Source organism: Pseudomonas sp. BT76 TE3572 (assembly GCF_050435365.1).
In the GTDB taxonomy this organism is placed as follows: Bacteria; Pseudomonadota; Gammaproteobacteria; order Pseudomonadales; family Pseudomonadaceae; genus Aquipseudomonas; species Aquipseudomonas fluorescens_W.
Window position 1 is genome coordinate 120153 of sequence record NZ_JBNDKE010000001.1, and the last position, 26268, is coordinate 146420.

The 26268-nt window shown below is 59.0% G+C and carries 20 protein-coding genes; 4 read left to right on the forward strand and 16 right to left on the reverse strand.

Going from position 1 to position 26268, the window contains the following annotated elements; genetic code table 11:
- Positions 1-58 precede the first annotated feature (58 nt).
- A complete protein-coding gene (locus ABH912_RS00550) occupies positions 59-655 on the forward strand; it encodes an RNA 2'-phosphotransferase (protein ID WP_082459154.1) in 597 nt (198 codons plus the stop codon).
- Here ABH912_RS00550 and ABH912_RS00555 read toward each other — a convergent pair.
- The 5 genes from ABH912_RS00555 to ABH912_RS00575 form a co-directional block, all read right to left on the reverse strand.
- Positions 621-995, reverse strand: a complete 375-nt coding sequence (locus tag ABH912_RS00555) for an SMI1/KNR4 family protein (protein ID WP_033058795.1) — start codon at positions 993-995, stop codon at positions 621-623. The two genes, ABH912_RS00550 and ABH912_RS00555, sit on opposite strands and share 35 nt — an antisense overlap.
- Positions 992-5674 (reverse strand): RHS repeat-associated core domain-containing protein, encoded by a 4683-nt coding sequence (locus ABH912_RS00560; RefSeq protein WP_429509281.1) that lies wholly within the window; start codon positions 5672-5674, stop codon positions 992-994. Before ABH912_RS00560 ends, ABH912_RS00555 begins: the two co-directional genes overlap by 4 nt.
- Positions 5674-6411 carry a DUF4123 domain-containing protein gene (locus tag ABH912_RS00565; RefSeq protein ID WP_429509282.1) on the reverse strand — a complete coding sequence of 246 codons (738 nt, stop codon included), beginning with the start codon at positions 6409-6411 and terminating at the stop codon, positions 5674-5676. The genes ABH912_RS00560 and ABH912_RS00565 overlap by 1 nt, the downstream gene beginning before the upstream one ends.
- Complete coding sequence (gene tssI / locus ABH912_RS00570; protein ID WP_429509283.1) at positions 6401-8443, reverse strand: type VI secretion system tip protein TssI/VgrG; 2043 nt, start codon at positions 8441-8443, stop codon at positions 6401-6403. Before tssI ends, ABH912_RS00565 begins: the two co-directional genes overlap by 11 nt.
- 132 nt (positions 8444-8575) lie before the next feature.
- Complete coding sequence (locus ABH912_RS00575) at positions 8576-9091, reverse strand: Hcp family type VI secretion system effector (RefSeq protein ID WP_033058787.1); 516 nt, start codon at positions 9089-9091, stop codon at positions 8576-8578.
- Positions 9092-9535: 444 nt separating this feature from the next.
- Between ABH912_RS00575 and ABH912_RS00580 the strand changes: the two genes are divergently transcribed.
- A complete protein-coding gene (locus ABH912_RS00580; RefSeq protein WP_429509284.1) occupies positions 9536-10213 on the forward strand; it encodes a type 1 glutamine amidotransferase domain-containing protein in 678 nt (225 codons plus the stop codon).
- A gap of 382 nt (positions 10214-10595) precedes the next feature.
- Here the strand turns inward: ABH912_RS00580 and ABH912_RS00585 are convergent, their stop codons facing one another.
- The 4 genes from ABH912_RS00585 to ABH912_RS00600 all read right to left on the reverse strand — a co-directional run bounded on the left by ABH912_RS00585 (position 10596) and on the right by ABH912_RS00600 (position 15885).
- On the reverse strand, positions 10596-11654 hold the full coding sequence (locus ABH912_RS00585; protein ID WP_080932109.1) for an IS110 family transposase: 1059 nt from the start codon (positions 11652-11654) through the stop codon (positions 10596-10598).
- Between the two features lie 144 nt (positions 11655-11798).
- Complete coding sequence (gene hglS / locus ABH912_RS00590) at positions 11799-13184, reverse strand: 2-oxoadipate dioxygenase/decarboxylase HglS (protein WP_429509285.1); 1386 nt, start codon at positions 13182-13184, stop codon at positions 11799-11801.
- A gap of 282 nt (positions 13185-13466) precedes the next feature.
- A complete protein-coding gene (locus ABH912_RS00595; RefSeq protein WP_033053978.1) occupies positions 13467-14408 on the reverse strand; it encodes an alpha/beta fold hydrolase in 942 nt (313 codons plus the stop codon).
- Positions 14409-14430: 22 nt separating this feature from the next.
- On the reverse strand, positions 14431-15885 hold the full coding sequence (locus ABH912_RS00600; protein ID WP_429509286.1) for a flavin-containing monooxygenase: 1455 nt from the start codon (positions 15883-15885) through the stop codon (positions 14431-14433).
- A gap of 193 nt (positions 15886-16078) precedes the next feature.
- Here ABH912_RS00600 and ABH912_RS00605 point away from each other — a divergent pair, with 193 nt between their 5' ends.
- Complete coding sequence (locus ABH912_RS00605) at positions 16079-17152, forward strand: diguanylate cyclase (RefSeq protein ID WP_429509287.1); 1074 nt, start codon at positions 16079-16081, stop codon at positions 17150-17152.
- Positions 17153-17247: 95 nt separating this feature from the next.
- Complete coding sequence (locus tag ABH912_RS00610) at positions 17248-18492, forward strand: M20/M25/M40 family metallo-hydrolase (protein ID WP_429509288.1); 1245 nt, start codon at positions 17248-17250, stop codon at positions 18490-18492.
- A 429-nt stretch (positions 18493-18921) separates the two neighbouring features.
- Here ABH912_RS00610 and ABH912_RS00615 read toward each other — a convergent pair whose 3' ends face one another.
- From ABH912_RS00615 to ABH912_RS00645, 7 genes are all read right to left on the reverse strand, one after another.
- Complete coding sequence (locus ABH912_RS00615) at positions 18922-19791, reverse strand: isocitrate lyase/PEP mutase family protein (RefSeq protein ID WP_033053984.1); 870 nt, start codon at positions 19789-19791, stop codon at positions 18922-18924.
- A 130-nt stretch (positions 19792-19921) separates the two neighbouring features.
- The gene (gene astA / locus ABH912_RS00620) at positions 19922-20956 is read right to left on the reverse strand and encodes an arginine N-succinyltransferase (RefSeq protein WP_429509289.1); all 1035 of its coding nucleotides are present in this window, start codon (positions 20954-20956) and stop codon (positions 19922-19924) included.
- A gap of 61 nt (positions 20957-21017) precedes the next feature.
- Positions 21018-22034, reverse strand: a complete 1017-nt coding sequence (locus tag ABH912_RS00625; RefSeq protein WP_429509290.1) for an arginine N-succinyltransferase — start codon at positions 22032-22034, stop codon at positions 21018-21020.
- A gap of 118 nt (positions 22035-22152) precedes the next feature.
- Entirely contained in the window at positions 22153-23502 is a 1350-nt protein-coding gene (locus tag ABH912_RS00630; RefSeq protein ID WP_429509291.1) for an APC family permease, read from the reverse strand.
- 57 nt (positions 23503-23559) lie between these two features.
- Positions 23560-24312, reverse strand: a complete 753-nt coding sequence (locus tag ABH912_RS00635; protein ID WP_429509292.1) for an N-formylglutamate amidohydrolase — start codon at positions 24310-24312, stop codon at positions 23560-23562.
- Entirely contained in the window at positions 24296-25627 is a 1332-nt protein-coding gene (locus ABH912_RS00640; protein WP_429509293.1) for a glutamine synthetase family protein, read from the reverse strand. The genes ABH912_RS00635 and ABH912_RS00640 overlap by 17 nt, the downstream gene beginning before the upstream one ends.
- A complete protein-coding gene (locus ABH912_RS00645; RefSeq protein WP_429509294.1) occupies positions 25624-26268 on the reverse strand; it encodes an isochorismatase family cysteine hydrolase in 645 nt (214 codons plus the stop codon). Before ABH912_RS00645 ends, ABH912_RS00640 begins: the two co-directional genes overlap by 4 nt.

Below are 26268 nucleotides of genomic sequence, written 5' to 3' on the forward strand. Positions count from 1 at the left end.
TCATGAAATTATGAGGAGGTTCAAGTGATTTGTCAGGATTTTTTAGAGGTGTGCTTTGATGAGTAAGGATACAAACGAATTAAGTAAATTTTTAAGCTATGTCTTGCGTCATGAGCCTGAGTGTATTGATCTTGAGTTAGATGAGGATGGTTGGGCTGTGATAGAAGATCTGATATATGGTGCAGCTGAAAAGGAGAGTTGCTTAACTTATTCAATGATTAGAGAAGTTGTTTTGAGTAGTGATAAAAAGCGTTTTGAGATATCAGATGATGGGACTCGAATTCGCGCAGTACAGGGGCATTCGACAAAATTGGTGAATCGAAAATATCTTGAATTTGAGCCTCCTGAAATTTTATATCATGGCACTGCGGTACGCTTTCTTGATACCATCAGGCAGCAAGGGTTAATTTCAGGAGCTAGGCATCATGTACATTTAACGCAAGATAAAATTGCAGCGTGTAAAGTAGGGCGGCGCTACGGAGTAGTGGTGCTCCTGCAGGTGGATAGTCGAAAAATGTTCGCTCAAGGCTTTAAGTTTTTTAAAGCTGAAAATGGTGTGTGGTTAACCGCCTGCGTACCAGCTGATTTTTTACATGAAATTGAGGTGCCGAATAAAACGTCTACTCTTCTTCCTCCCACTCCTGATGAGTTTTAATTGCTTTTGTCAGCCATTCGCTAAAGTTATTGTAGCTTCCGTGGTGCTCCCAACCTTCTGATGCGTAAGCGTGGATGATCAATACTTTGGGGTTTCCGGAGTTGTCATCGCCATCAAAGCATGCGATATCATCATTTGCATTAAATTTCGCAAATGGAATTAGCTCTCTTTTTGGATAGAGTTTTTTTAGTGTGTCGTACCAGCTATTAACATCACCCTCCTCAAAAACGATGAACCACCAAGGTTCAATGTCGATAGGGGGGGTGGTGCTTATTGTGTTTATAAACTCTTTTGGATATGTGAAATTCTGTCTGTTTTCGATTTTTATAAAAAAGTTCATTCTTTTCCACTCAGCTTTGGCGGTTCATGGGATCCGTACGGTGTTTCTTTTCCGAAACGTTTTGGGGATTGTTTTCCAACTCTCAGTTCGATGGCTTCCCCCCAGCTGTCTGGTTTTTTTCCCTTTACTGCAAATCGCTGTTGCTCTGAATCCGTTACTAGGTCGTTATAACCACGCTCCCTAGCCTCTACTTTGATCCCGGCTTCACGGGCTGCCCTTACACGAGTGTTGTCCATACTAGTTAACTGACCGTCAGGCATTCGAACAACATCAATGGGATCCCCTTGCCAGCCTTTTGCTCTCATGCTACTGACGAGGTCGTCATAGTTATAACTGTTTCCGTTGTTGTCTATCTTATTATATGAAACCGTCGTTTGAGAGAATCGTACTTCATTTGGATCAATCGATTTTACTTTAGGGCAATTTGCCAGTTTGCTGCTCAACCCCAACGGATCCACCCACCCCGTAGGGTTAGGCACGTACTGGTAGCTGTTCAACCCACCCGCAAGCTTAATCGGATCCGGCGTCAAAAACCGTCCAGTCCCCGGATTGTAGTAGCGATGCCGGTTGTAATGTAAGCCCGTTTCCGCATCGAAGTACTGACCCTGAAAGCGCAGTGGGTTGTCGATTTCTGCAACGTCGAGGGTGGCGAGGTTGCCGTAGGCGCGATATTTCGCTGACCACATGATCTCGCCGCTGTAATCGGTGAGTTCCTGTGGGGTGCCGAGGTGGTCGAGTTGGTAGTAGAACGGCGTGGCTTTCAGTGGGCCTTCGCCATCGAGCATGGCCAGCGGGCGGAAGCTGCCGGGTTCGTAGATGTAACTGCGATAGCGATTGTCGCCGCTTTCTGCGATGAGGCGTTCGCCTTGCCACAGAAATTCCGTGGTTTGACCATCAACGGTTTTGGCGATTCGGCGGCCGAAGGCGTCGTACTGGTAGCTTGCGATGCTGCCGCCGGGGAGGCTGACGCGGATCAGGCGATGCTGGCAGTCGTAGCGATACTCGGTAACGAGCTTCTGGCCGGCGCCGCGACGTTCGCGGATCAGGTTGCCGTGGGCGTCGTAATCATAGTGGCGGTCGCCTTGCATCAGCAGGCGGTTGCCTTTGACGTTGGCCAGGTTCGCGGTCGGCTGGTCGCCTTGGCCGAGGAGGTTGCCCGCCGGGTCGTGGGCGAAGCTTTCCGGGGTGGTGCCACGGACGTTGATCAGGCGGTCGAGCGGATCATAGTGATAACTGCGGTTGCCTTTGCGGCTGTCGTCGATGCCAGCGAGGTTGCCGTTGGCGTCGTAGGCGTAGCGGCGCTGGAACAGGTTGCGTTTCTGCTGGCTGACAGTGTGGGCTTGCAGTCGGCCTTGTTCGTCGTACTGGTATTGGCTGAGCAGCAGACCTTGTTGACGCTGCTGTTCGCGACCGCAGTTGAACTGGTGCGTGGTCAGGCGCGAGCCATTGAGGTCGATACTGCTCAGGCGTCCGCCGGGTTGGTGACGGTAGTCGAGTTTGCTGCCGTCGGGGAGGCGGCAGTGGCTCAGTTGGCCGAGGTTGTCATATTCGTAACGCAAGGTGCCCCAGCCTTGGTTTTCGGTGGTGAGGCGGTCTTGCAGATCGTATTCGTAAGCGAGGGGCCAATGGCCGTCGTCGACGTTCACGAGGCGACCGAGGGCGTCGTAGCTGTAGTGAATTTTCTCGCCATCGGCCAGGGTTTTCACCAGCAAGCGGCCAGCGGTGTCGCGCTGGTATTCGGTAACCAGTTCACTGCCGTCGTCGCCGAACTCGGTTTTCTTCAGCAATTGGCCGTTGAGGTCGTACTCGTATGCGGTACGGCGACCGTCGAAACCGGTTTCCTGCTGGATCAGGCCATTGGGGTAGTAATCGAGGTGGTAGTGCTCGCCACGTTCGTTTTCGATCTCACTGAGCAGCAGTCGCGAGTTGTCGTAGCGATAACGCAGTTGGCTGCCGTCAGGGTTGATGCGGCGGCTGACCAGGTGCAGGCCATCGGCGTATTCGTAGCGAGTGACGCGACCCAGCTCGTCGCGCTCTGCTGTGACGCGGCCATAGGGGTTGTAGGTGAACGCACGGGTTGCGCCACCGGGTAGGGTGATTTGCGCGAGGCGGTTGGCGGCGTCCCATTGGTAGTGGGTGATGGCGCCGGTTTCTTCCTGGCGGGTGATCTGCCGGCCCAAGGCGTCGTAACGGTACTTGCGCTGGCCGCCGTCGGGCAGGCGCTCTTCCAGCAGTTGGCCGAGGTTGTTCCAGCCCAGTTGATGGCGGCTGCCATCGGGATGGCGGATTTCCAGCAGACGGCCCTGGCGGTCGTAGTTGTAGAGGGTGGCATTACCATCCGGGTCAATCTGTTGGGTGATGTCGCCCTGATTGTTTCGTTGATACTTCCAGGTGGCTTTGCCGCGGTGCACGTCACTGACGAACCCATTGCTGTATTCGTACGAAACGGGTTCATCTTCCGGGGGAATGACGGCGGTCATCAAGCCGTCTTCGTCGTACCGATATTCGGTCACTGCGCCTAATGGATCTTTTTCTGCGATCAACTGACCTTTTTCGTCATAGGCCTTCAGGTGTTCAGCGCCATCTGGATCGATTTTGCTGATAAGCCGTGCTTTATCGTCGTGGGTGTAAATCTCTTCGCTGCCATCGGCGTTGGTAACGGTGACACTACCTTTATCGTCCCAGACGTAATGCGCTTCCATCTGCGAGAAACTCGCCCAGTGATGAATACAGCGCGACAATTTGCCTTCGTTTTCCCACTCCCAAAAAAAACTCGCGCCACCCGCTAGTTGCCGCTCAAGAATCACGTGCTGATCGTTGTAGCGATAGTGTTCGGCTTCACCGGCAGCGTTCTTCGCTTCAATCAGCCGATGCTGCGCGTCATAGCTGTACGTGACCAGTGTCTGGATGGAGGTCCAAGCGTCTTCCAGATTGTCTGCGGGAATAAATTGTTGATAGTCGACAGCGATGATGTGCTTGCGGTCGTATCGCAAGAGCAGGGCGCGACCGGCGCTATTGTCCAGGCGTTTGATCCTGCCGTGGATGTCACGGGTGATGTGCAGCCGGTTGCCATAGCTGTCGCTGATGGCGATCAGGGTTGCGCCTTTGCTGTTGTAACGGAAGTGGTAGAAGGACGGTCGGCTGCTAGCCTGGGCCAGGACTAGTTCCGACGGGTCGTCACCGATGAAAATCGCTGCCCGTGACAGGCTGTTGGTGATCGCCGGCCGTTGTTGGCTTGGAAGCGGAAATGGCGTCGCCCGGTTTTCGTGGTCGGTCCAGATGACTTCGTCGCCATTGATTTCGACTCGATGAGCCAGTGCATGGCTCCAGCCATAACCCAGACCGCAATCGATTTCCACTGCACTGCTTCGGTAAAGACGTGTCCACTCAAACGGCAGCAGGCCGTCGAGCTGGCCATCATTGAGCGTCAATAACTCTTCACCGGTAACCATCGATACAGGGCACTTGTCGGTGCAGGTTTTGGCGGCGGGCTCAGCGCTGTGGTCGGCAGGTGTCTTGGCTTGCCTGGACGCGTCGTCGCCGGTTTTTCCCTTGCCCAGTTTTGTATTTTTCTTCCCGTCAAAACGAACCTGCGCCACCCCTTTCTTCACCTGAGCGGTTACACCACGAGCGGCCACCGCGGTGTATTTCGCGACGTATTCCATGAAGCCTTTGATGATCTTGAACACCGACTCCACAAAACCGGTCACGGCCTTGATGATGATTTCGCCGTAATTTTTCAACCGCGCGGCAAGGTAGATAACCCCGGTACCCTCTGCAGCAATGGTCAGCACGATCGAAATCACGATATCGATCGCGATGCCGACGACCGCCGCAGTGGTCATTTTTGCGACATCACCGGCCATCTTCATCGGTGGCAAGCCGGCCAGCCAGATCACGGCACTGCGTACCATCAGGAACAGGGCGGCCTCGTCGCTGGCCAGCAGCATGGCCTTTTTCATGATGTCTGGCGTTTCTTTTGCCAGCGCTACCAGTTTTTGGGTGCCGGCACCGAGGTCTTTCGCAAACTTGCTCGGGTCTTGCAGGATGTCGAGCACCAGGCTGATGCCATCCCAGACGCCTTTGATCGCTGCCCAACCGCCTTCAAGGATACCGTTGCCAATTGCCATGGCGGTCCCCGAAGCGGACAGGTTCGACCATTGTGGCTTGAAGCCGGCCCATTCCTTACGCAGGAAACCTTCCAGTTGACCCGTCAGGCCGTCATAGGACTTGAACAGAGTGTCGATCTGAGCTGGAGTCACTTCGTTGTGAACACGGATCTTGTAGAACTTGCCCGGAATACCGCCCGTCCAGCTTGCTTTACCCTGGGCGTCGAGTTTGACTTTGCTGACTGCGCCGCCTTCTACCGCAACGATTTCGACTTCGATGTCACCCAGAGGGATGTCATATACCGATTCGAATTTACTCTCGATCAGCAGTGGCCCCTTGAGAGGGCACTGGGCAACGTTCGAGGAGAAGTCGCCATCGGTCATGCTCACCGATTTGCTGGTGTTACCGATCTTTATGACCCGCTCCATGCCTAGCAGAGAGGGCAGGTCTGCGGCTCGACTGCCTTTGTCGGCGCCGCTCGCGTACCAGGTTTTGGTCTGTTCTTGATACAGCTTCAAGCTGTCCTTGAACGTGCTCAGTTGGTTGTCAACAAAGGCAACGCGATCCATCAGCCTTGCTCCAGAATCAGGTGGTTTAACAGTGCTTCATTAAGGTTTTTCGGAGCATCGGGTCGACGCACGAAACGTGCGATTTTCAGCTTCAGGTTGCTCTCTGGGTAAGCGGCGTAGATGTCTGGACGCTCCTCTTCCAGCCATTGCATCAGGTTGCCGATCAGGGTTGACGGGTTCTGCTGGGCGAGGCCATCCAACAACCCCTTCGGCACCTCCCACCACGGCCAATCCTTCGCCGGCGGCACTACCCTCGGCCCAACTTCCAGGCTTTGCCCATTAATCAAATACCGATCAAACACCGGCAGCACTTCGCCTGCCGCATCACCCAACCCCTCAAGAATCGGATAAATATGCCGCCCATCCCAAAACCGGAAGAACACCTCGGTCCCATCCGGCATCCGCACTTGAGTCAGGCTGCGCAGATGCTCAAACACCACATCCGGCGCACTGGTGGACACCGCCAACCATCCCCAGTCTTGTGCATCCGTTTCTGCGATCCACGGCAGGAAGTTTGAGTTGGGTTTTATCTCGGTGAGGTAGGGCATCACCGGTTGCCAGGCTGCATAGGGTGTACCGCCCCAAATAGGGGTGACTTGGGTGGTGGGCTCTACCTGATAAAGCGTCTTCAGCGCTTCGGCATCGCTCGACGCACTGACAATCAAATAGAGACGTTCATTAGCCTGCAACGGCCGTTCAGTCAGCCAATCCTGCGGGGTCAAAAGATCAGATCGCACAAGCACCTGCCTTGCATTTTTCGCACTCTTCACAGAACGGCGCGTTGCGTTTGAGGGTGTTGATCTGCGCCGGGGTCAGGACCGCGCCGGCCTTGTCGGCGTCGGCCTGTTTCAGCACGCCGGGCATCAGGGGTGCGGCGCCGGTGCCGTTGCCGGGGCTGCCACCCGAGTTCATGTTGATCACCGGCCCGCTCAGGGTCACGCCGCTGCCATCAATCTTGATGAAGCTGCCGCCGCCCTTGAGGGTCAGTTCACTGCCGGCTTCGAGCACGACTTTCATGCCGCTGCTCAGGTGGATTTCCTGGCCGGCTTCGATGAATTGGCCGGTGCCGACTTTGATGTGCTGGTTGACGCCCACGGTGAGGTGGTCGTTGGCGCGGGTTTCGACTTTGCGGTCGGCGTAGACGGTGTGGTGTTCTTCGGCCTTGAATTCGCTGTAGCTGTTTTGCTCGACGGTGTCGTGGCGTTCGTTGCCGACGCGAATCTTCTGGTCGTGTTCGACGTTTTCGTCCCAGTCGCGTTGGGCGTGCAGGAAGATTTGTTCCTGGCCCTTTTTGTCTTCGATGCGCAGTTCGTTGTAACCGCCGCCACCGGGGGAACTCAGGGTTTTGAAGGTGCTGCGGGTTTTGTTCGCCGGCAGGTCGTACGGGACGACGTTTTCCTTGTGGTACAGGCAGCCGCTGATCAGTGGTTGGTCGGGGTCGCCTTCGAGGAAGGTGACGAGCACTTCCATGCCGATGCGCGGGATGGCGATGCCGCCGTAGTGGGCGCCGGCCCAGGCGGAGGAGACGCGCAGCCAGCAACTGGTCTTGTCGTCGGCCTGGCCTTCGCGGTCCCAGTGGAATTGCACTTTGACGCGACCGTATTGGTCGCAGTGGATTTCTTCACCTTTTGGCCCAGTGACCACGGCGCTTTGGCTGCCGAGGATGCGCGGTTTCTTTTGAGTCAGAGGCGGGCGGTTCGGCACGTCCCACGGGGTGGCCTGGAAGCGGTTGCGGTAGCCCTGGTGGAAATCGCCTTTCAGGTTGGTGGTGTCGCTGGTGACCGACTCTTCCAGCACTTGCGGCTGTTTGCCTTCGTGGAGGATTTCGGTCAGCAGCCACAGGTCGTTCCATTTGGCTTTCGGGTGTTGGGTCAGGGCCAGGAAGTGGCCGCTGACCAGCAACGGCTGATCGCTTTTGCCTTCGGCGAGCTGGAAGTCGCTGCGGTGACGTTCGAGGGCGCGTTTGGCCAGGTGCTTGCCGCGTTCGCGGTCGATGAAGCGGCCGGGGTAGTCGTAGTCTTCGAGGTCGGGCAGGGCGTCGCCACGGTTTTCGCTTTCCAGGGTCAGGCGCGGTTTTTCGAAGTCGTAATCGCGGCGGGTGGTGCGGCTGGTGCGGGTTTCCAGGCGCAGGTCAAAGCGCTTGATCACCGGGTCGTTGGCGACCATGCCGGAGTCTTGCTGGTAGGCCACGGGCGCGAGTTTCGGGAACACCGTCTGGTCATCGCCGAACACCAGCTTGTGGGCCGTGGCGCTGTGCTGGAAGTGGTAGTGGATACCTTCCTCCTCGCACAGGCGCTGGATGAATTGCAGGTCCGATTCATCGTACTGAACGCAGTAAATGCGCTCGGGATAAATCGCCCCGACTTTGAATTCGTAGGCATTGCTTTGGATGCCGTGCTCTTCGAGGACGCTGCCAATGATTTTCGGCACGGTGAGGTTCTGGAAGATGCGTTGGTTGATGCGATGCGCGAGGTAAGACAGTTGCGGGCGCAGGGTCACCGCGTAGCGGGTCAGGCGTTTGCCGGAATCACCCTGGGCGGCGCGGTAGATCTGGCCATGAATGCCGCTGCCGTCAGGCGAGAGCTGCAAAAAGGCCGGTTTGTGCAGCAGGGTCTCGAGGTCCAGGGACGGCTGTTCACTGACCAGCTCCACCTCAAACACAAAAGGCTGGCTGATGGCTTCCCGACCTTGCAGGGAGAAAACCTGGAAGTCGCTGGAAAGACCTTCGATGGTCAGGGCAAAGTGAGTTTGATTGGCCGGCGCGAACATCCCTTGTTCCTCGTGCAGTGCAGCGGCGCTCGCCGGCACCCGTGCAGGGAGCTTGCGGACGCGAAAATTCTGGAAGGGCGAAAACAACATCGACCAGCAGAGCTGGCCGATGCTTGAGACGGTCGGCCTGAGTTAGGCGACCGGCAGACGCCAGTCATCGGAACCCGAAGTACCGGATACTTCGTGGGTCCAGGTGATTTTGCGGTAGGTGAACTGCACTTCTTCCAGGTGAGTGAAGTGCGAGTTCGACGGGTCCTGGCAGTTGTGCATTTTGTTGTTGATGGCGACGATGATCGCGTCTTCCAGTTTGGTGGTGTAGTAGTGCTCTTGGGTACCTTGAGCCGAGGTGCGGTACCACTGGATAACGATTTCGCTCATGCGCTCGCCGGAGGTCAGAGCCGCCTGCAGCAGTGGCGAAGCCTTGTCGTACACCTTGGTGATCACGACTGGCTTGTGGACGCGCTGACCGGTCGGTTGGCCGGACTGCGGGTCACGCGGGATGATCACGTCGTGGCTGAAAGCCTGAACCATGACCTGGTCTTCGTGACCTTCCTGGTAGGTGTTGCCAACCGAGTCGGCGGTGAATGCGCCGGCAGTGATCAGACCTTGTTTTTCGCCAGTGACGGACATGTACGCTGGTGTAGCCATGGATGTGCTCCTTGCTAAAAGTTAGGGTGCCCGGGAGGCGGTATCGCCCGGTGGGTGCCTGACTGTTATCAAGGTCCGTGCCAGAAACGGTTAAGGCTATATAAATCAGGTAGTTGAGAGAATTTCAGGAGCTCGCGGAGGATGTTCGGCAGCGATCGCTGGTGAATGTGCGCAAGAAGTTGCGCAGTACTGCGCAACTTCTTGCGCACTTGGCTGGGGCGCCTGACAGGCTGGGCGATCAGCGACCGGGGAAGGGCGTTTGCAGCGCTGAGTGCGCAACTTCTTGCGCATCAAGGCGCTTAGCCATCATTCGGTGACCAATCGTCTCATTCGCCGAAAAGTGGCAGCAGAAGCGCTAGGGTGACAGGTGCAACGAATGCTGCAGCCTGGAGGTCAAACTCAGCGCCGAGATGAATGAACATCTGCGAACTCAAGGAGAACGACATGAAAATCCTGATGGTTCTAACGTCACACGATCAATTGGGTAACACGGGTAGGAAAACCGGCTTCTGGCTGGAAGAATTCGCCGCACCTTACTTTGCCTTCAAAGACGCCGGCGCTCAGTTGACCCTGGCCTCGCCCAAGGGTGGTCAACCACCGCTGGACCCAAAAAGCGACGAGCCGGACGCGCAAACTGCGGCCACCGAGCGCTTTCGCAAAGATTCCGCTGCCCAGTCCGCATTGGCCTCTACTGCTCTGCTGAGCAGTGCGAGAGCTGAAGATTACGACGCGGTTTTTTATCCGGGCGGCCATGGCCCGCTGTGGGATTTGGCCGAAGACAACATTTCGATTGCTCTGATCGAGGCGTTTTACAAGGCAGGCAAACCGGTCGCGACCGTCTGCCACGCACCGGGTGTGTTGCGTCACGTCAAGGGCGCGGACGGCCAGCCGCTGGTCAAAGGCAAGCGCGTGACGGGCTTCACCAATTCCGAGGAAGAGGCTGTGCAACTGACGAAGGTTGTGCCGTTTTTGGTGGAGGACATGCTTAAGGAGAAGGGGGGTGTCTATTCCAAAGGTGCTGACTGGGCGAGTTATGTGCTCACTGATGGTTTACTGATTACCGGTCAGAATCCGGCATCGTCCGAGGCTGCGGCACAAGAACTGCTGGCGAAGCTCCGCTAAATCTAACGTGTAGCAGCCTGTGTCCGGCTGCGCAGCAGTCGTAAAACCGGCAAACACGGTTTGTCTGAAGACCGCGGCGGCTGAAACAACGACTGCTTCGCAGCCGGACGCAGGCTGCGCCAGCTGCTATGTATGGACTCGCCCCCACTGTCTACCCGCTTCTGAAAAACCGTCGCCCCGTTGCATCTATGTATCAGGCCTATTCGTGGAAGCCGTCTTCGGCCTCTGGCCAAAATTGGAAAAGCTCGTGGTATGCCGATTACAGTCAGGCCTCGAAGGCCAGTAGCAGCTTAGGCATCAATCCACGCCGGTCTTACCTGGGGTCAATTTTTTTTCAGCAAAGGGTCGGACAGTTAGTACCTCGGTGGCAGAACTCTGTCGCTCAGTGGCTCATCGTCGCTTGCTGGCCATCACCCGCGTGGCGACGATAAGTCTGGTCATTCTGTAAAAGCACCCAGACGATTCGCAGGTTGCGGTTGGCTAGCCTGATCGCCGCCTCCTTACGGCCCAGCCGGCTCATCCAGCGCAACAAGCGACGGTCATCGGGTTGCTGGGAATCAGGTCGTAGTTGTTGCAGCACCGCATGGGCTCCCTGGATCATCAGGCTGCGTAAATAAACATCACCTCGCTTGGTCATGTCCCCCAGCCGGACCGTGTTCCCGCTGCTGTGCTGGTCAGGCACCATGCCAAAGTACGCGGCAAACTTGCGGGCATTGGGAAATCGTTCAGGCTTGGTTTCCTTGGCCACCAGTGCAGTGGCAGTGACTGGGCCGATGCCGCGCACCGTCATCAGTCGCTTCGCCGTCATGTCGGCGTTGGCGGCCACTTCCAGGCGTCCCGTCAGCACGCTGATGCGCTCGCCCAAATGGCGCCACTCGGCCAACAGTTCGTCGATCAGTTCACGCAGCAGCCCCGGCACCGGCTGGGTAGCATCTTCCAGTACCCGCGGAATTTTCTGGCTGATTGCAACATCGCCCTGCGCCAGGGCCACGCCGTGTTCGAGCAGCAGGCCGCGCATCTGATTACTGACTGCCGTGCGTCGACGCACATAGCCCTGACGGGTGCGATGCAACGCCTGCATTGCCAGCGCTGCAACGCTTTTGACCGGTACTGCGCAGATTTTTTCATCGCGATCAGCCCGCAGAATCGCCAGCGCATCGTTACGATCATTTTTAGGTCCGCTGCGATGTGTAGCCACCAAACCGGCTGGAAGAATCCGCACCGGATTGCCTTGGTCTTGCAGCTGCCGGGCCCAGGCTTGAGCACCCGGACCGGTCTCCATCAAAACCACGACATGAGGTGGCAACTGTTGGAGAAACTCATAAAACGCCTCACGCGACTTGATCCGCTGCTCGTAGCGCACTTGGCCGAGGACATCTTCACCGGCGACCTGAAAGACCTGCTTGGCCAGATCGACCGCCAAGGTTGTGCAGACCGACAAATCGGAAGAAGACAGGGATTGATCAATCGAACTATGATTTTTCATGGACTCGCCCTCGCTGTCGTTGGCTGCTTAGACTGCCACCGTGGCGCATTGACGCCTCGGCTTGGGCGAGTCCATCCAATTACACGTTCGTGCCACGCCTCAGATCGCGAGGCTCGACGCAGCGAAACATTCCTCGATCGAGCGCCGCTGCGTCTCGGCATACAACGCCAACTCATCAATCGTCGATCGCCCCAGCGCCTTCTCGAACACCTGCCGGTTTGACTGCACGCCATAGTGGGTTTGCGCCGCATCCCCCAGGTTCGACTGAAAAATCCCCGCAGCGCTCACGGGCAGGAAATCTTCGTACACCAACGGTTCGACCCGCAAATACCCGCCGCTGAGCAGATCCTCCAGCGACCACGATTTCAGCTCATCGGCCCCCAAACCTTTTTCCGTGACGAAGTAGCGAAAGTACGCCAGTTCCTGTTGGCGCATGCCCTCAACGGTGTCAGGGAATTCTGCAAAGTGCTGCGCCATCAGCGCGTTGTAACGTGCGGCATTGGCCTCATTGGGGAAGTCTTTCAATTCATCCCGGGCAGCGTTGAGCAAACGGTCGTAAAGCGCCCGGCCTTTGGGGGTGAGCGCCGCGCCGCGTTGTTCGATTTCGCCGAAACGGGCGCTGTGGCTGCCACGATTCTCGGCTTGATCGGTGAAGGCGACAGGCTCGTCCAGGGCTTTGAAACTGGTCTGGCGCAACAGGATCGGGCACTGACGGCGGGGCGGGCCTTCGATCACCGCTTTGGGGGTGATGCCGTGGGCAGGCATTTGCGCCTGGACGATGTCGATGTCCAGGGTGCGCGGCGTCAGGTGGTTGATATGCGGGCCAGTGAACGCCACCACGTCGGCGATCAGGCGATGCTGGGCGCTGAGTTTGCGGTACTGCTCGGCGGTCACGGTGGCGGTGTGATGCCAGCGGAACGTTTCCAGTGCCTGCTCGACGAAGTCCTGGGCCTCCTGTTCGGTGAGACCGCCCTGTGTTTCGGCGCGCTCGATGAGCATCAGCGCAGTGGGCGTGAAGATCGAACGCTTATCCAGCACCGATTGGGCGAATGCTCGCAGTTCCAGGTCTTCGATCAGTTCCAGGCGCAGCAGGGAAGTGAATACCCGGAACGGGCTGACCTGCAGCGCCGCTTCATGCACCGCGCGAAAGGCCGTGGAGTGCACCGGCACACCGGCCGGGGTCAGGTCGTAATAACCCACCGGCTGCATGCCCATCACCGCAAACAGCCGGGCGAGGGTGGCCAGTTCATCGGCGGTGCCGACACGGATCGCGCCATGCCGCTCCAGGTCCAGGCGCTGGATTTCACCGGTGCTGCTCAACTGTCGGGCGATCTGTGGATCGTTGTCCAGCACGTGGCGGTTGGTCTGTTCCACCAGTTCCATCAGCGCGCCGTACAGCGGCACTTCTTCGCGGTACATGTCGGACATCGCTTTGGAAAAGCGTTGGCGGATCAGGTCAGGGCTGATGAAGTTCGGGTGGCTCATGAAAACAATTCCTGGTGCGGAGACGTAAAGGATGCGGGAAAAGATCGCAGCCTTGCGCGGCGCCGACAAACGAAGAATCTTACGAACTTCATTCTTCAAAGGACTGCTGTGTAGCAGCTGTCGAGCCCCAGCGAGGCTGCGTTCGGCTGCGAAGCAGTCGTGAAATCAGCCACTGCGGTGTGTCAGAAGGAACGTGCATACAGGGTTTGCGACTGCTTCGCAGCCGAACGCAGCCTCGCTGGGGCTCGACAGCTGCTACAGGGATTCGGTGTTTGGCTGCTGCTACACCGGAAGTTCAGAACGCAGCGATGCCAAAAATTCCCGATACAGTCGCGCCGCAATCGTCGGATGTTCCACCATCGGCATATGGCCGGTGTGGTCCCAGACTTCCACTCGCAGATCAGCGATGCCTTTGCTCCAGATCGCCACGCTGCTGACATCGATCAAGCGGTCCTTGCGCCCCCACAGCAACAGCGCCTGGCACTTGATGTCGGGCAGTTTCGGCTCCATCGGCGGGCTGGCGCGAAAGTCCCTGAAGATTTCTTCCAGCTCCTCGCATTGCTGTTCATAGCGTTGCGCGATGGCGTCCAGCACCACTTTGGGTACCCATGGCGGTTCGGCCATGGTCATGGCGTAGAAACGCTGGAATTCTTCCCGTGAATGAATCAGGAACGGGTTGTGGCCCTTGGCCAAATGCCGCTCCAGGTCGCTGGCTTCGGGGGCGGTGACACCCGCCGGGTCGATCAGGGCCACCGAAACAATGCGGTCCGGGTACGTGGCCGCGAGCCAGGCAGCCATGTAGCCGCCCATCGAGTTGCCGATCACGTGGACTTTCTCGACGCCGCAGACATCGAGCAACTGGATCATCCGCTTGGCCTGCAACGGAATGTCATAGCCGCCGCCCGCCTTGAAGCCGGTTTCGCCATGGCCGGCGATGTCGGGGATGATCACCCGATAGTTGCCGACAAAGTGCCGGGCAAAGCGCAGCCAGATATTTTTGTCGGCGCTGTAGCCGTGGAGCATCAGCACGCTGCTGGACGCTTCGTACGGCCCGCCTTGCCAGGTCGAGACGGTCATTTCGGCGATCGGCACGACAATTTTGTGCAGTCCATACAGCTTGGCCTCTATCGACATGTTCAAGTCATAGAGCCAATGACCGATGGCCGGGTAACTCAACCAGCTCCAGGCCACGAAAACTGCGAATGCGACAACCAACAAAAGCATCAGGCATCTTCCTTTTACGTGATCAGGACAGAATGTGATCGGCGGGTTTCAGCGCCCTGGTCAACCGGTGATAGCTGAAACTGAACCCCGGAAACATCGCAATCACATGACCGCTCTTGCTTTGATACCAACTGTGGCAGCCCCCGGACTTCCAGACGGTGCGTTCCATCTCCCGGTGGATCATTTCAGTGTAGGTACGTTCTGCTTCGGGGCGTACTTCGATACTGCGCAAACCGTGTTCTTTTAACGTGCGAATACAATCGAGAATGTAGTTCATCTGAGACTCGATGATGAACAGCGCCGAGGTATGGCCGATGCCCGTGTTGGGGCCGGTGACGATAAACAGGTTGGGGAAGTCTGGCAGGCTGGTGCCGAGGTAGGCCCGCGGATACTGGGCCCAGAAATCTTTGAGTTGTGTGCCGTTTTTGCCGGTGACCGGGTAGGAAATCACCCCGTCGGTGGCGTCGTAACCGGTTGACCAGACGATCAGGTCCAGGTCGATGTGTTGGCCGTCCTGGGTGACGATGCCGGTTTCATCGATGGCGGCGATGCCTTGCTCGCGGCTGTGCAGGCTCACGTTACTGCGACCCAGCGCCGGGTACAGGGTGCTGGAGATGATCACCCGTTTGCAGCCGATGACGTAGTCGGGTGTCAGTTTCTGCCGCAATTGGGGGTCGGGCACTTGCCGTTTGAGGAACCGCAGGGCGTGTTGCTGGACCAGGCGGATCGCTGGTTTCGAATACTTGAAGGCAATCACCCGGGTTTCGAACAGCCAGTAGATCATCCAGCGCAACAGTTTGTAGGCCGGTTTGAGCCCCAGTAACCAACGCTGGAATGGCCCAAAGGCGCGGTCGGCCCGAGGCAATACCCAGTGAGGCGTGCGCTGGAACACATGCAGATGCTCGACGTCCGGGGCAATCGTCGGAATCACCTGGGCCGCGCTGGCGCCGCTGCCAACGATGGCCACGCGTTTTTGCCGGTAATCGTAGGTGTGATCCCAGTTGTTGGTGTGAAAAGTCTTGCCCTGAAACCGCTCTTGGCCCTCGAAGTGTGGAATCACGGGTTGGCTCAGCGGCCCGGTGGCGTTGATCAGGAACTGCGCATGGAACGTGCCTTTGCTGGCGGTGTGCACCGCCCAGCATTTGCTATCGTCGTCCCATTCGATGCGCTCGACATTGGCCTGCAGTTCCACCTTGTCTCGTAGGCCGAAGTGCTCCACCAAGTACTGGGTGTAATGATGCAGTTCGGCCTGCCCGGCGAACATTTGCGTCCAGCGGTAGGGCGCGAAGGACAGCGAATAGAGCGGCGAGGGCACGTCGACCGCGGCACCGGGGTAGGTGTTTTGGCACCAGGTGCCGCCGAAAAAGTCCCGTCGTTCCAGCAAGCGAAAATCGCTGATGCCTGCCTTGAGCAAATTGATCGCCGCGCACTGACCGCCAAAACCGCTGCCGATGATCAACACTTGAAAGGTTTGCATGGGCCTCCTTTTTTATCGTTATTGATCGAACCCTCCTTTCATGTATAGCCAAACATTGGGCACTCGCCTCATGGCGATGCCTTGGTATTCAGACCGCCAGCCGGTGATGGCTATTTGCCGTTGCCCTGATAGACTCTCACCACACTTGAAACCCTAGTGTTTTCAGGTTCCGTTCAGTGGCGCAGAGGCCTCTATGGAAAAAACGGGAGGAAAAGGACTTTCACTGGCCAGGAGGCTCTATACATCGCGAACCCTGGGTCTGGCTTTGGGGCTGTTGCTCGTGAGCGCGGCGATGTATCCACTCAACCCTGCACCGTGGGTCTGGGTGGCGATGCTGCTCAACGCCGTACTCTGGCCGCACCTGGCTTATCAATGGGCGCGCCGCGCGCAAGTGCCTTATCACGCCGAACACCGCAACCTGCTGGTGGACGCCTTTCTCGGCGGCTTTTGGGTCGCCGCCATGCACTTCAATCCGCTGCCCGGCGCGACGACCCTGGCCATGATGGCGATGAACAATGTGGCCATTGGCGGTTTACGTTTCCTGTTGGCGGGCACCGTGGCACAGATTCTCGGGATGGGCGTCGGACTGCTGATTTTCTCCCCCGCCTTCGTCCCGCAAACCAGCCAACTGCAGATGTATGCCTGTTTGCCCTTGATGTGTTTGTATCCGCTGGCACTGGGCTGGATCTGCTTCCGCCAGGCCCACACCCTCGGCCGGCAAAAGCGTGAATTGCTGGCCCTGAGCCGCACCGACAGCCTCACCGGCCTGCTGAATCACGGCGCCTGGAAGGATCAACTGGAAGTCGAATTCCAGCGTTGCAAACGTCAGCAGCGGGGCGGGGCGATCGCGCTGATCGACATCGACCATTTCAAATCCATCAACGACACCTACGGCCACGTTGCCGGGGACGTCGTGCTGCGCCAGTTGAGCAAAATGCTCAAGCAGAACCTGCGTGCGGCGGATGTTGCCGGGCGTTACGGTGGCGACGAGTTTTGCGTGATCCTTCCGGACCTTCCGCTCACGAGCGCTGCGGTCGCCATGGATGCCTTGCGTGATCGTTTCGCTACCTTGGGCTACGAGCAGAACCCGGCACTGACAGTCAGCCTGAGCATCGGACTGGCCGCCTTCAACCCGGCACACACCGACGCAACCCGGTGGCTCAACGACGCCGATCAGGCGCTCTACGAAGCCAAAGCCACCGGTCGCAACCGCGTCATCTGTTGCGGCGATGGCGAACCGTATTACGAATTACTCGATTCGGTGTGAAACGTGATCGTTCCCACGCTCGCATTCGGTCTAGAGCCTTGCGTCGTAGTCAGGTAGGGTGTTTTTCACCCCCGACACGAAACAAGGATCGATTCATGACGTTCAAACTCCCTCGCTCCCTGCTGGCCACCAGCCTTGGCCTGACCCTCGCCCTCGGCGCTTTCGCTCCCGCAGTTTCCGCCGAACCGCACAAACAAGTCCTCGCCGATTCCGAACAGTACAAGGGTGAGGCCCTGAAGTTACTGGAACGTTTGGTGAACATTGACTCCGGTTCCGGCTATGAACCGGGCCTGACGAAAGTCAGCGACATCGCCATCGACGAACTGAAAAAACTCGGCGCGACCATCGAGCTTGTGCCCAATACCCCGGACAAAAGCAGCCACGTGATCGCGACCCTGAAAGGCACCGGCAAGGCAAAAATCCTGCTGATGGCGCACATGGATACCGTCTTCAAGGAGGGTTCAGCCGCCGAGCGTCCGTTCCACATCAAGGACGGTCGCGCCTACGGGCCGGGCGTGATGGACGACAAGGGCGGCATCGTTGCCGGGATCTACGCGCTGAAAGTCCTGAAAAACCTCGACTTCAAGGACTACGCGCAAATCACCTTCCTGCTCGACGCCAGCGAAGAAACCGGCTCGGACATCGCCACCGACCTGATCAAGAAAACCGCCAAGGCCCACGACGTCACCCTCAACCTCGAACCCGGTCGCCCGGCGGATGGCCTGGTGGTGTGGCGCAAAGGCAGTGCCACCGCCGTGGTCGAGGTCAAGGGCAAGGCGGCTCATGCCGGTGTCGCCCCGGAACTGGGACGTAACGCCGCCATGGAAGCGGCGCACCAGATTTTGCAGCTCGGCAAACTGGGTGACACAGAGAAGAAAACCACCATCAACTTCACCGTGCTCAAGGCCGGCGATCGCACCAACGTGATTCCGGATCAAGCCACCGCCAAGGCAGACGTACGGGTGGCGGTGCCGGAAGAGTTTGACCGGATTGAGAAGGACCTGGCGCGGGTTTCGAAAGACAAGCTGATTGCTGACACCGACGTCACCACCACACTGCAGCGCGGATTGCCGCCGATGCCGCAAACACCGGAATCGGATCGGTTGATGGCCATGGCTCAGGGGATTTATGGCGAGATTGGCCGCAAGTTGACGGAAGAGGGAAGTGGTGGGGCGGCGGATGCCAGCCTGTCAGCGGGTGTGGGTACGCCGACGCTGGATGGGTTCGGGATTGTGGGCGGCAATATTCATACGCCTGAGGAATACGCGGAGGTTGAAAGCGTGGCGCCGCGGATTTATTTGTTGTCGCGGATGATTATGGAGTTGGCTAAGGCTCACTGAATTGCGTGCGGTTTTGAGGGGGGGTGGTCTGTTCGATCGCCCCCTCACCCTAACCCTCTCCCCAAAGGGGCGAGGGGACTGACCGTGGGTTTCTTGAGGAATCCGGCGACGTGAACGACCGAGTTGAATGCGATTTTTGCTTTGCTGTTGGCCGAATCCAAGTTCGACTCAACCTCTCAGGTCGCAGCAAATAGCCAAAACAACTCGGTCAGTCCCCTCTACCCTCTGGGGCGGTCCGACGTTTCGGGAGGGTTAGGGTGAGGGGTGTTTCTCAAGCCAGACACAGCCGTCAAAACCGCCCCACAACTTTCCAAGACGTTTCCTACGACGTGCCCTGTTGCCGCGTTTCGGCATCGACCCCTATAGTTGCGTCTCGCGGCAACCCTCCGCGACGATCTCCGTCGCCACCGGTAAACACTCTCGCTGTAGTTACTCCTTGACGCTCATAAACTCTTCCGCCCAACGGATGTATTCCTCAGGCTGCGTATAGGTATGAGTCAGCTCGGTAGCGCTCAAGTCCGAAGCCTGGGTAAAGATCTGCCGTTGTTCCCGCAGGCTGTCGTAAGTCGCCTTGATCGCCGCGAAATAGGCGCCATGACCATCGATGGTGACCCGCACACCCAGCTCGGCCAGGCGTTTGTCGTCGCGCAGCAACGGGTTGCCGTAGGTGACCAGCATCAACGGCACGCTCAGGTGCTCGGCGATTTGTTCGAGGTGGTCGAAGTCCCGCACGCCCACCATGCAAATCCCGTCCGCACCGGCCTGCTGGTAATGACAGGTACGGCTGATGACTTCCTGCACTGGCAGAATCCCTGCGTTGGTGCGGGCGATGATCGCCATCTCCGAGTCGACCCGGGCTTCCAGTGCTGCACGAATCTTGCCGACACCTTCGGCGACGCCGATCAGGTCGGTGGACTTGCGGCCGAACTGGGCGGGCAGCAGCGTATCTTCGATGGTCAGGGCGGCCACACCGGCCCGTTCGAGTTCGACGATGGTGCGCATGACGTTGAGCGCGTTGCCGTAGCCGTGGTCTGCGTCGGCGATGACCGGCAGTTGGGCAACACGGCCAATACGAGTGGCCTGCTCGGCAAACTCGCTGAGGGTGATCAGGGCGAAGTCAGGCGCACCCAGTACCTGCAACGATGCGACCGAACCGCCCAGGATCCCCACTTCAAAGCCCAGGTCAGCGGCAATACGGGCCGACATCGGGTCGAAGACCGACGCCGTGTGATAGCAGGTGTTGGAGGCGAACAGCTCGCGAAAGTTACGGCGTAAATCTTGATGAGAGAGCCTGGACATATGAGTTCCACCACTGCAATGGGAATGGAAGGGCTTGAGCAAAAGTGTCAACGCCGAAGGAACAAAAGGCTATCACGCGAGCGGGGGAAGGATGATGACGAATTTGCAGAGGCGGACGGACCACCGTCGGTTACGCCGCCACCAACTGCTGTTGTTGATTGAGCAGCGGCACGGCGCGTACCGAGTTGCCGGGCTGCAGTTGCAGGCGTTTGGCGGTGAGGCGGTCGACGATCAGGCTGTTGCCCACTTGCCTGGCCTGGGCGGCGGTGATGCGGCAGTTTTCCAGGCGACGGTTGTGGATCAGCCACACCGGGGCCTGCTCGTCGGGCGTGCCGATGGCCAGCAGCAGCGGTTGGCTGTCGCGCACCGCGCGGATATTCGAGACAGGGGCTTCGATCACCGGGCCGGCGTCGAAGATGTCGATGTAACCCTTATGGGCAAAGCCTTCGGCGGTGAGGATTTTCAACGCCGGTTCCGTGTTCGGGTGCGCCTTGCCGATCACGGCCTGGGCCTGTTCGGTGAGCAGGCAGGTGTAGAGCGGTTGGCGTGGCATCAGTTCAGCGATGAACGACTTGCTGCCCAGCCCCGACAAGTGATCGGCGTGGCTGAAATCCATCTTGAAGAAGTGCCGGCCCAGGCTGTCCCAGAACGGTGAACAGCCATGTTCGTCGGCACTGCCACGCAGTTCGGCGATAAGTTTGTCGCCGAACAGGTGCGGAAACTCGGCCACAAACAACAACCGCCCCAACGACAGCAATCGACCGTTACTGCCGTGGCGTTGATCGGGTCGCAGAAACAGCGAGCAAATCTCCGATTGGCCGGTCATTTCATTGTTCAGGAACAACGTCGGAATCTGTCGCCGGATACCCAGGTCCGGTGACGAACTGACCGTGAGCCCGACCCGGTAGTTGTACCAGGGCTCGCGCAGGCCCACGGCGCCCACCAGGGCACTGACGCCCACCAGTTGCTGATCGTCGTCTTCGAGCACGAAGAGGTAATCGGCATCGGCGCGTTCGACCTGTTCGGCGAAGGTTCGTTGGGCCCAGCGCACCCGGTGGGTCAGGCGTTCCTCGTTGGCCGGCAGGGTGGTGAAGCCGGGGCCGGCCTGGCGCACCAGGTTCAGCAGGGCGGGCAGGTCGGTGACCTGAACCGGGCGGACAATCATGATGCAACTCCTTCTGCACGCCCGCTCGGGCGCTGTCGTTGGGCGCGGGGCGGGGTAATGCTCACAGTGCGATCAGCCGGATCGGGCTGCCTTCGGTCACGTTCAGGGCGGCGCACATCTCGGCGCTCAACCCCACAGGTTGCCCGGTCTGGTAATCCAGATCGGCGACGATGGCGCGATAGTCCTTCAGCGAATCGTTGCTCACCAGATAGCTGCCACGGGCGTCGATCGGCGAGCCCGGTTTCGCCGTGCCGGTCTGGCTCTGGGCTATGGAGCGGATGCCGGGAGTGCGCGCATACAACGTCGGACCGCCGTCGAACAGGTCGATGTAGCTGTTGGTCTCGAAACCTTCGCGCTCGAGGATATCGAAGGCCTCCTGGCCATCGGGGTGGATGCGGCCGATGCAGTCTTGCGCCTCCTTGGGCAGCATCGGCACGTAGATCGGGTATTGCGGCATCAGTTCGGCGAGGAAGGTTCGGCTTTCCAGGCCGCAAAGTCGCTCGGCCTCGACGTAGGGCAGGTCAAAGAAATGCTTGCCCACCGCATCCCAGAACGGCGAGTGCCCTTCATCGCTGCTGAAGCCGACGATCTCGGTGATGACGGCTTCGGAAAAGCGCTGCGAGTGGGCGGCGATGAACAATAGCCGCGCCCGGGACAACAGTTCAGAGAACCGTGTTCGCACCAGCGCCGCGTCAATATGAAAACCCCGCAGCAAGGTATGGCCGCTGAGGTCGTGGCACAACGACAGCGCGGGCACGCCGTGCTCGATGTTCAGCTCCCGCGAGGCGCTGGTGAAATGCCGGTTGCGCAGGCTGTAGAACGGCTCGCTGAAACCAGCGGTGGCAAGGATCTCCGAGCAGCCCACCAAACGCTCTCGGGTCAGATCTTCCAGCACGAAGAAGTAGTTCTCCGGGCCATGACCCTCAACGTTTTTTTCAAATGAGGCGCAGGAGTCGAGAATCTTTTCGCGCAGGCATTCGGTGTCGTCCGGCAAAGACGTGACGCCTACCAGACTGTCGCGCGCCAGTTGCTGCAACTGGGGCAGGTCGGTTAACTCGACTGGGCGTAAGACCAGCATGGATGCACTCCTGTATCAAAGGGTTCGGCGGTTGGTACCGAACCTGACTATCACTGTCGGTTTCCACGCATTACATCGGCGGTCGCCCGAATGGTTGTCAGACGCCGCTCTTTTCTTGTCAGCCGTTGCTTGGGTCGGGCAATACCGCACGGGTGCCCAGTTTGTTGAGTACAAACAGGTAGACCAGGCCCAGGGCAATCCAGATCAGGCCGAGTTTCTGTGCATCGACGCCCATGTTGTACATGATGGCCGCGACGATGATGAAGCCGATCACCGGGCAGATCAGGTGGCGGATTACCTGGCCGGATTTCTGCCGACGCCAGTAGTAGTTGATGACCGTCAGGTGCAGCAACATGAAGCCGCTCAGTGCGCCGAAGTTCACCAGTGAGGTGAGGGTGTCCACCGAGTTGATGAACAGGTAGCAGATCACCAGCGACAGCACGGCCACCAGGTAGATGCTCACGTACGGCGTGTTGTGTTTGGGATGAACCTTGGCCAGTACCTTTGGCAGCTTGCCGTCTCGGGCCATGCCGAACAGCAGACGAGACACCGCTGCTTGAGAGGTGATTGCCACCGCCACACCCCAGGCCAGCGCCGTCGCCACGGCGGTCAGGGTTGCGAGCCAGCTGCCGGCCGCGAGTTCAGCGATTTCATAAAAAGCCGTGTCAGCCGATTTGAAACCCATGCCGGCCGCCAGATCCGTCGCAATCCAGGTCTGCACGACGAAAATCACGCCCATGACCACCAGCGTGATCAACGCGGCCTTGCCGACGCTGCGGCCCGGGTCACCCTTGATCTCTTCGGCGAGGGTGGAAATCGCATCGAAACCGAGGAACGACAGCACCGCAATCGACACCGCTTGCATCAGCAGGGCGAAATTAAAGGTCTCGGGGTTATACAACGGCGCCAGGGTCAGCTGACCGTTACCGCCGCCACTGTGCAGCGCGTTCCAGGCGTAAAACAGGAAGATCCCCAGCACCACCAGTTGCGCCAGCAGAAAGACGATGTTCATTCGCGCGGTGAAGGTGATGCCGCGCAAGTTGACGAAGGTCGCGCTGACCAGGAACGCCAGGATGAAGCCGACCTTCGGAATGTCCGGGTACAAATGATTCAGGGCCATGGCCGCGTACACATACAGCAGCGGCGGAATCAGCAGGTAATCGAGGAGCATCAGCCAACCGGCGATAAACCCTACGTGCTGGTTCAGGCCGCGTTGGGCGTAGGAATAAACCGAGCCGGCAATCGGAAAGGCCCGAGCCATGCTGCCGTAACTCAGGGCTGTGAAGAGCATCGCCACCATGCCGATGATGTAGGCCAGTGGTACCAGCCCTGGGGCCTCGGCGTTGACGTAGCCATACACACCAAACGGTGCGATGGGGATCATGAAGATCATCCCGTACACCACCAGGTCGGTCAGCGACAGGCTGCGTTTCAACTCTTGCTTGTAGCCGAGTTCTTCTATTTCCATGAAGCCTTTCTCCTTGGGATGACAGCAGCTGCAAGCCGCGAGTTTGAAGCGATTCCTTTACAACAGCGGCGCCAGGTATTTGGTAAAGCGATTGACGTCTTCAGGCGTACGCAGCAGGTCGTTGCGCACCTCGATCAACACCGATTCCAGGCCGCGAGCATCGCCGTGGACCGGCACGGTCATGTCGCCCAGCGGGTTGATTTTGTACGGCTCATTACCGGCAACCTTCAATGGGTGCTGACTCAAGCCATCGATCAAGCGCTGGGCATACTCCCTGGCCTCGCCAAACAACACGCCGACTTCCAGCGTGCGTGGCTGGCCGTGATAGACCGGCGTGAAGCTGTGAATCCCCACCACCCGCACCGGGCGCCCTTGGGCGACGCGTTCGTCGATCAAGTCTTTCAGACGCGAGTGAAACGGCTCGAACAGGGATTTCCGACGGTACTCGCGGGTGGCTTCGTCCAGGTCCCGGTTGCCCGGCACCTGATAAATCTCGCTCTGCGCCGGAATGCTGTCCGGGGCTTGGCGCGGTCGGTTGAGGTCGACCAACAGTCGCGAATAATTGGCCGCCAACAGGGTGGCGCCCAATGCTCGGGACAAGCCCTCGGCCAGCGCCAGGGCGCCGATGTCCCAGGCGATGTGCTCGCGGGCCGCCGCGTGACTCAGGCCCAGGTCATTTAACCCGGCTGGAATAAAACGGCTGGCGTGCTCGCACACCAGAATCAACGGGTGGCCGGAGTCTTCCCGGCTCAGGGTGTACGCGGGTTCGGTATAAAGACCGAGCTCAGCCGATTCAGTACAGGCGCGCATAGTGCTCACAGCGTTCGGCGGACGACAGCTGTTCCGTCAGCGTCAGTTCCTCGGTTTTAAGGGCGAAGTAGGTGTCCAGCAACGCGCTCGGCAGGGCTTCGGTCAGTGCCTCGCTGTTGCGCAGGCAGTCCAGGGCCTGGGCAAGGGACGCGGGCAAGGCGACGATGCCGCGCGCCTGGCGTTGCTCTTCGTTCAGGGAGTCGGGGACTTCATCGGTGATTGCGTTCAAGGCCAGGCGTTGCTCGATGCCCAGCCGACCGGCAATCAGCAGCGCGGCCATGGCCAGGTGCGGTGAGGACGTGGCGTCCATGGCGCGAAATTCCAGGTTGTATTGCGATGCCACCGATTTGCCGCCCAGGCTTGTCGTCGGACAGATTCGCAGCGCCGCTTCGCGGTTGCGTTGCCCGAGGCACGCGTAGGACGCGCTCCAGTGATGGGGCTGCAAACGTTCGTAGGAAACCGGCGTCGGCGCGGTAAACGCACAGAGTGCGGGCAGGTGATGCAGGATGCCGGCGGCCCAGTGCTGACCGAGGGTCGACAAGCCATTGGTGGTGCCGGCGTCGTACATCACCGGTTGGCCAGCCAGGTCCAGCAGGCTGACGTGCAGGTGCACGCCGTTGCACACCGCATGCTCCGAGGTCTTGGGCGCGAAGCTCAACGCCAGGCCCATTTGCCGGGCGATCTCGCGGGTGATTTCACGCACGTTCACCGCGCGGTCGGCAGCGGCCACCCCCAAGGTCGGGCGACAGGTGATTTCGTATTGATGCTTGCCGTACTCGGGCAGGAACATTTCCGGCTCGACACCACCGGCACGCAGGGCGCTGAGCAGCCAACCGCCAAACTCGGCACCCTGACGCTGGGCTTGCAGCGAAAACGCCAGGTGTTCAACGTCGCCGGTGTTCAAGTTGAATTCATGCTCGAACGCCGCATTGACCTGCAAGCCCAACTCGGCGCGATAACGCTCTACCTCGTTGCGCAGCACCGTACGCGGGCAGGCTCCCCACGGGCGGCCATCGGTTTCGCGAATGTCACTGTGCATAAAATCCAGCGCCGGAGCGTTGGCATCCGGGCCGTTATTGACCGTCACTCGGCTGGCCGGATCGGGTATCAGCCGCAAATCGCCATAAGCACCCCACGGGTTGGCATAGGCAATGATGTCTTGCGGGGTCAGCGCGCTGTTGGCCGGCACCCAGCCACAACCCGTCCTTTGATAGTGCTCGAGTTCGTCCGTGGGAAAGGAGCGCCCGCGTGTCACGCCGATCAGGTCGGTGGTGACGAGGGTGGTCATGGGCAGTGGCAACAGGCGTTCGCTCATGGCTGCATCTCCTGCAACCGGCCGAGCACAGTCTGGGTATTGGTGATCCAGCAGTAACCCTTGATTGCATTCAGGCAGGCCTGATGCCGCGCGGGCGTGTAAGTCGCGCAGGCATCTTCCACCAGCGTCACCAGATAACCGCGGTCCGCGGCGTCACGCACGGCCATGTCCACGCACTGGTCAGTGACGATGCCGGCGATGATCAGGTGCCGCGTCCCGAGGTTGCGCAGCACGTAGTCGATATTGGTGGAGTTGAAGACGCCGGACGAGGTTTTGGGCAGTACTATTTCGTTTTCTGCCGGGGTCAGGTCGTCGATGATCCGCGCTTGCGGGCTGCCCTTGGGCAAGTGCATGTCCGAGAGTTTGTGGTCCAGCGAGCGGTCGCGGCCATCGGCGGTGAGGCTTTCGATGATCGTGTGCAGCACGTTTTGCCGGGCGCTGCGAAAGGCGCTGAGCAACCGGCGTTGATTGGGCACCACCTGCATGTGGGTGCGGGTCAGGAAGTACTCGGCGTCCGGTCCGTTGAGGTGCGGGTCGAACTGCGGTTCAAGCCAGGCGCGCTGCATGTCCACCAGCAACAGCGCGGTGTGGTCGGTGACGAATGGCAAATCCCGAGGCGAGTGGTGGGGGAGCGTGAACAT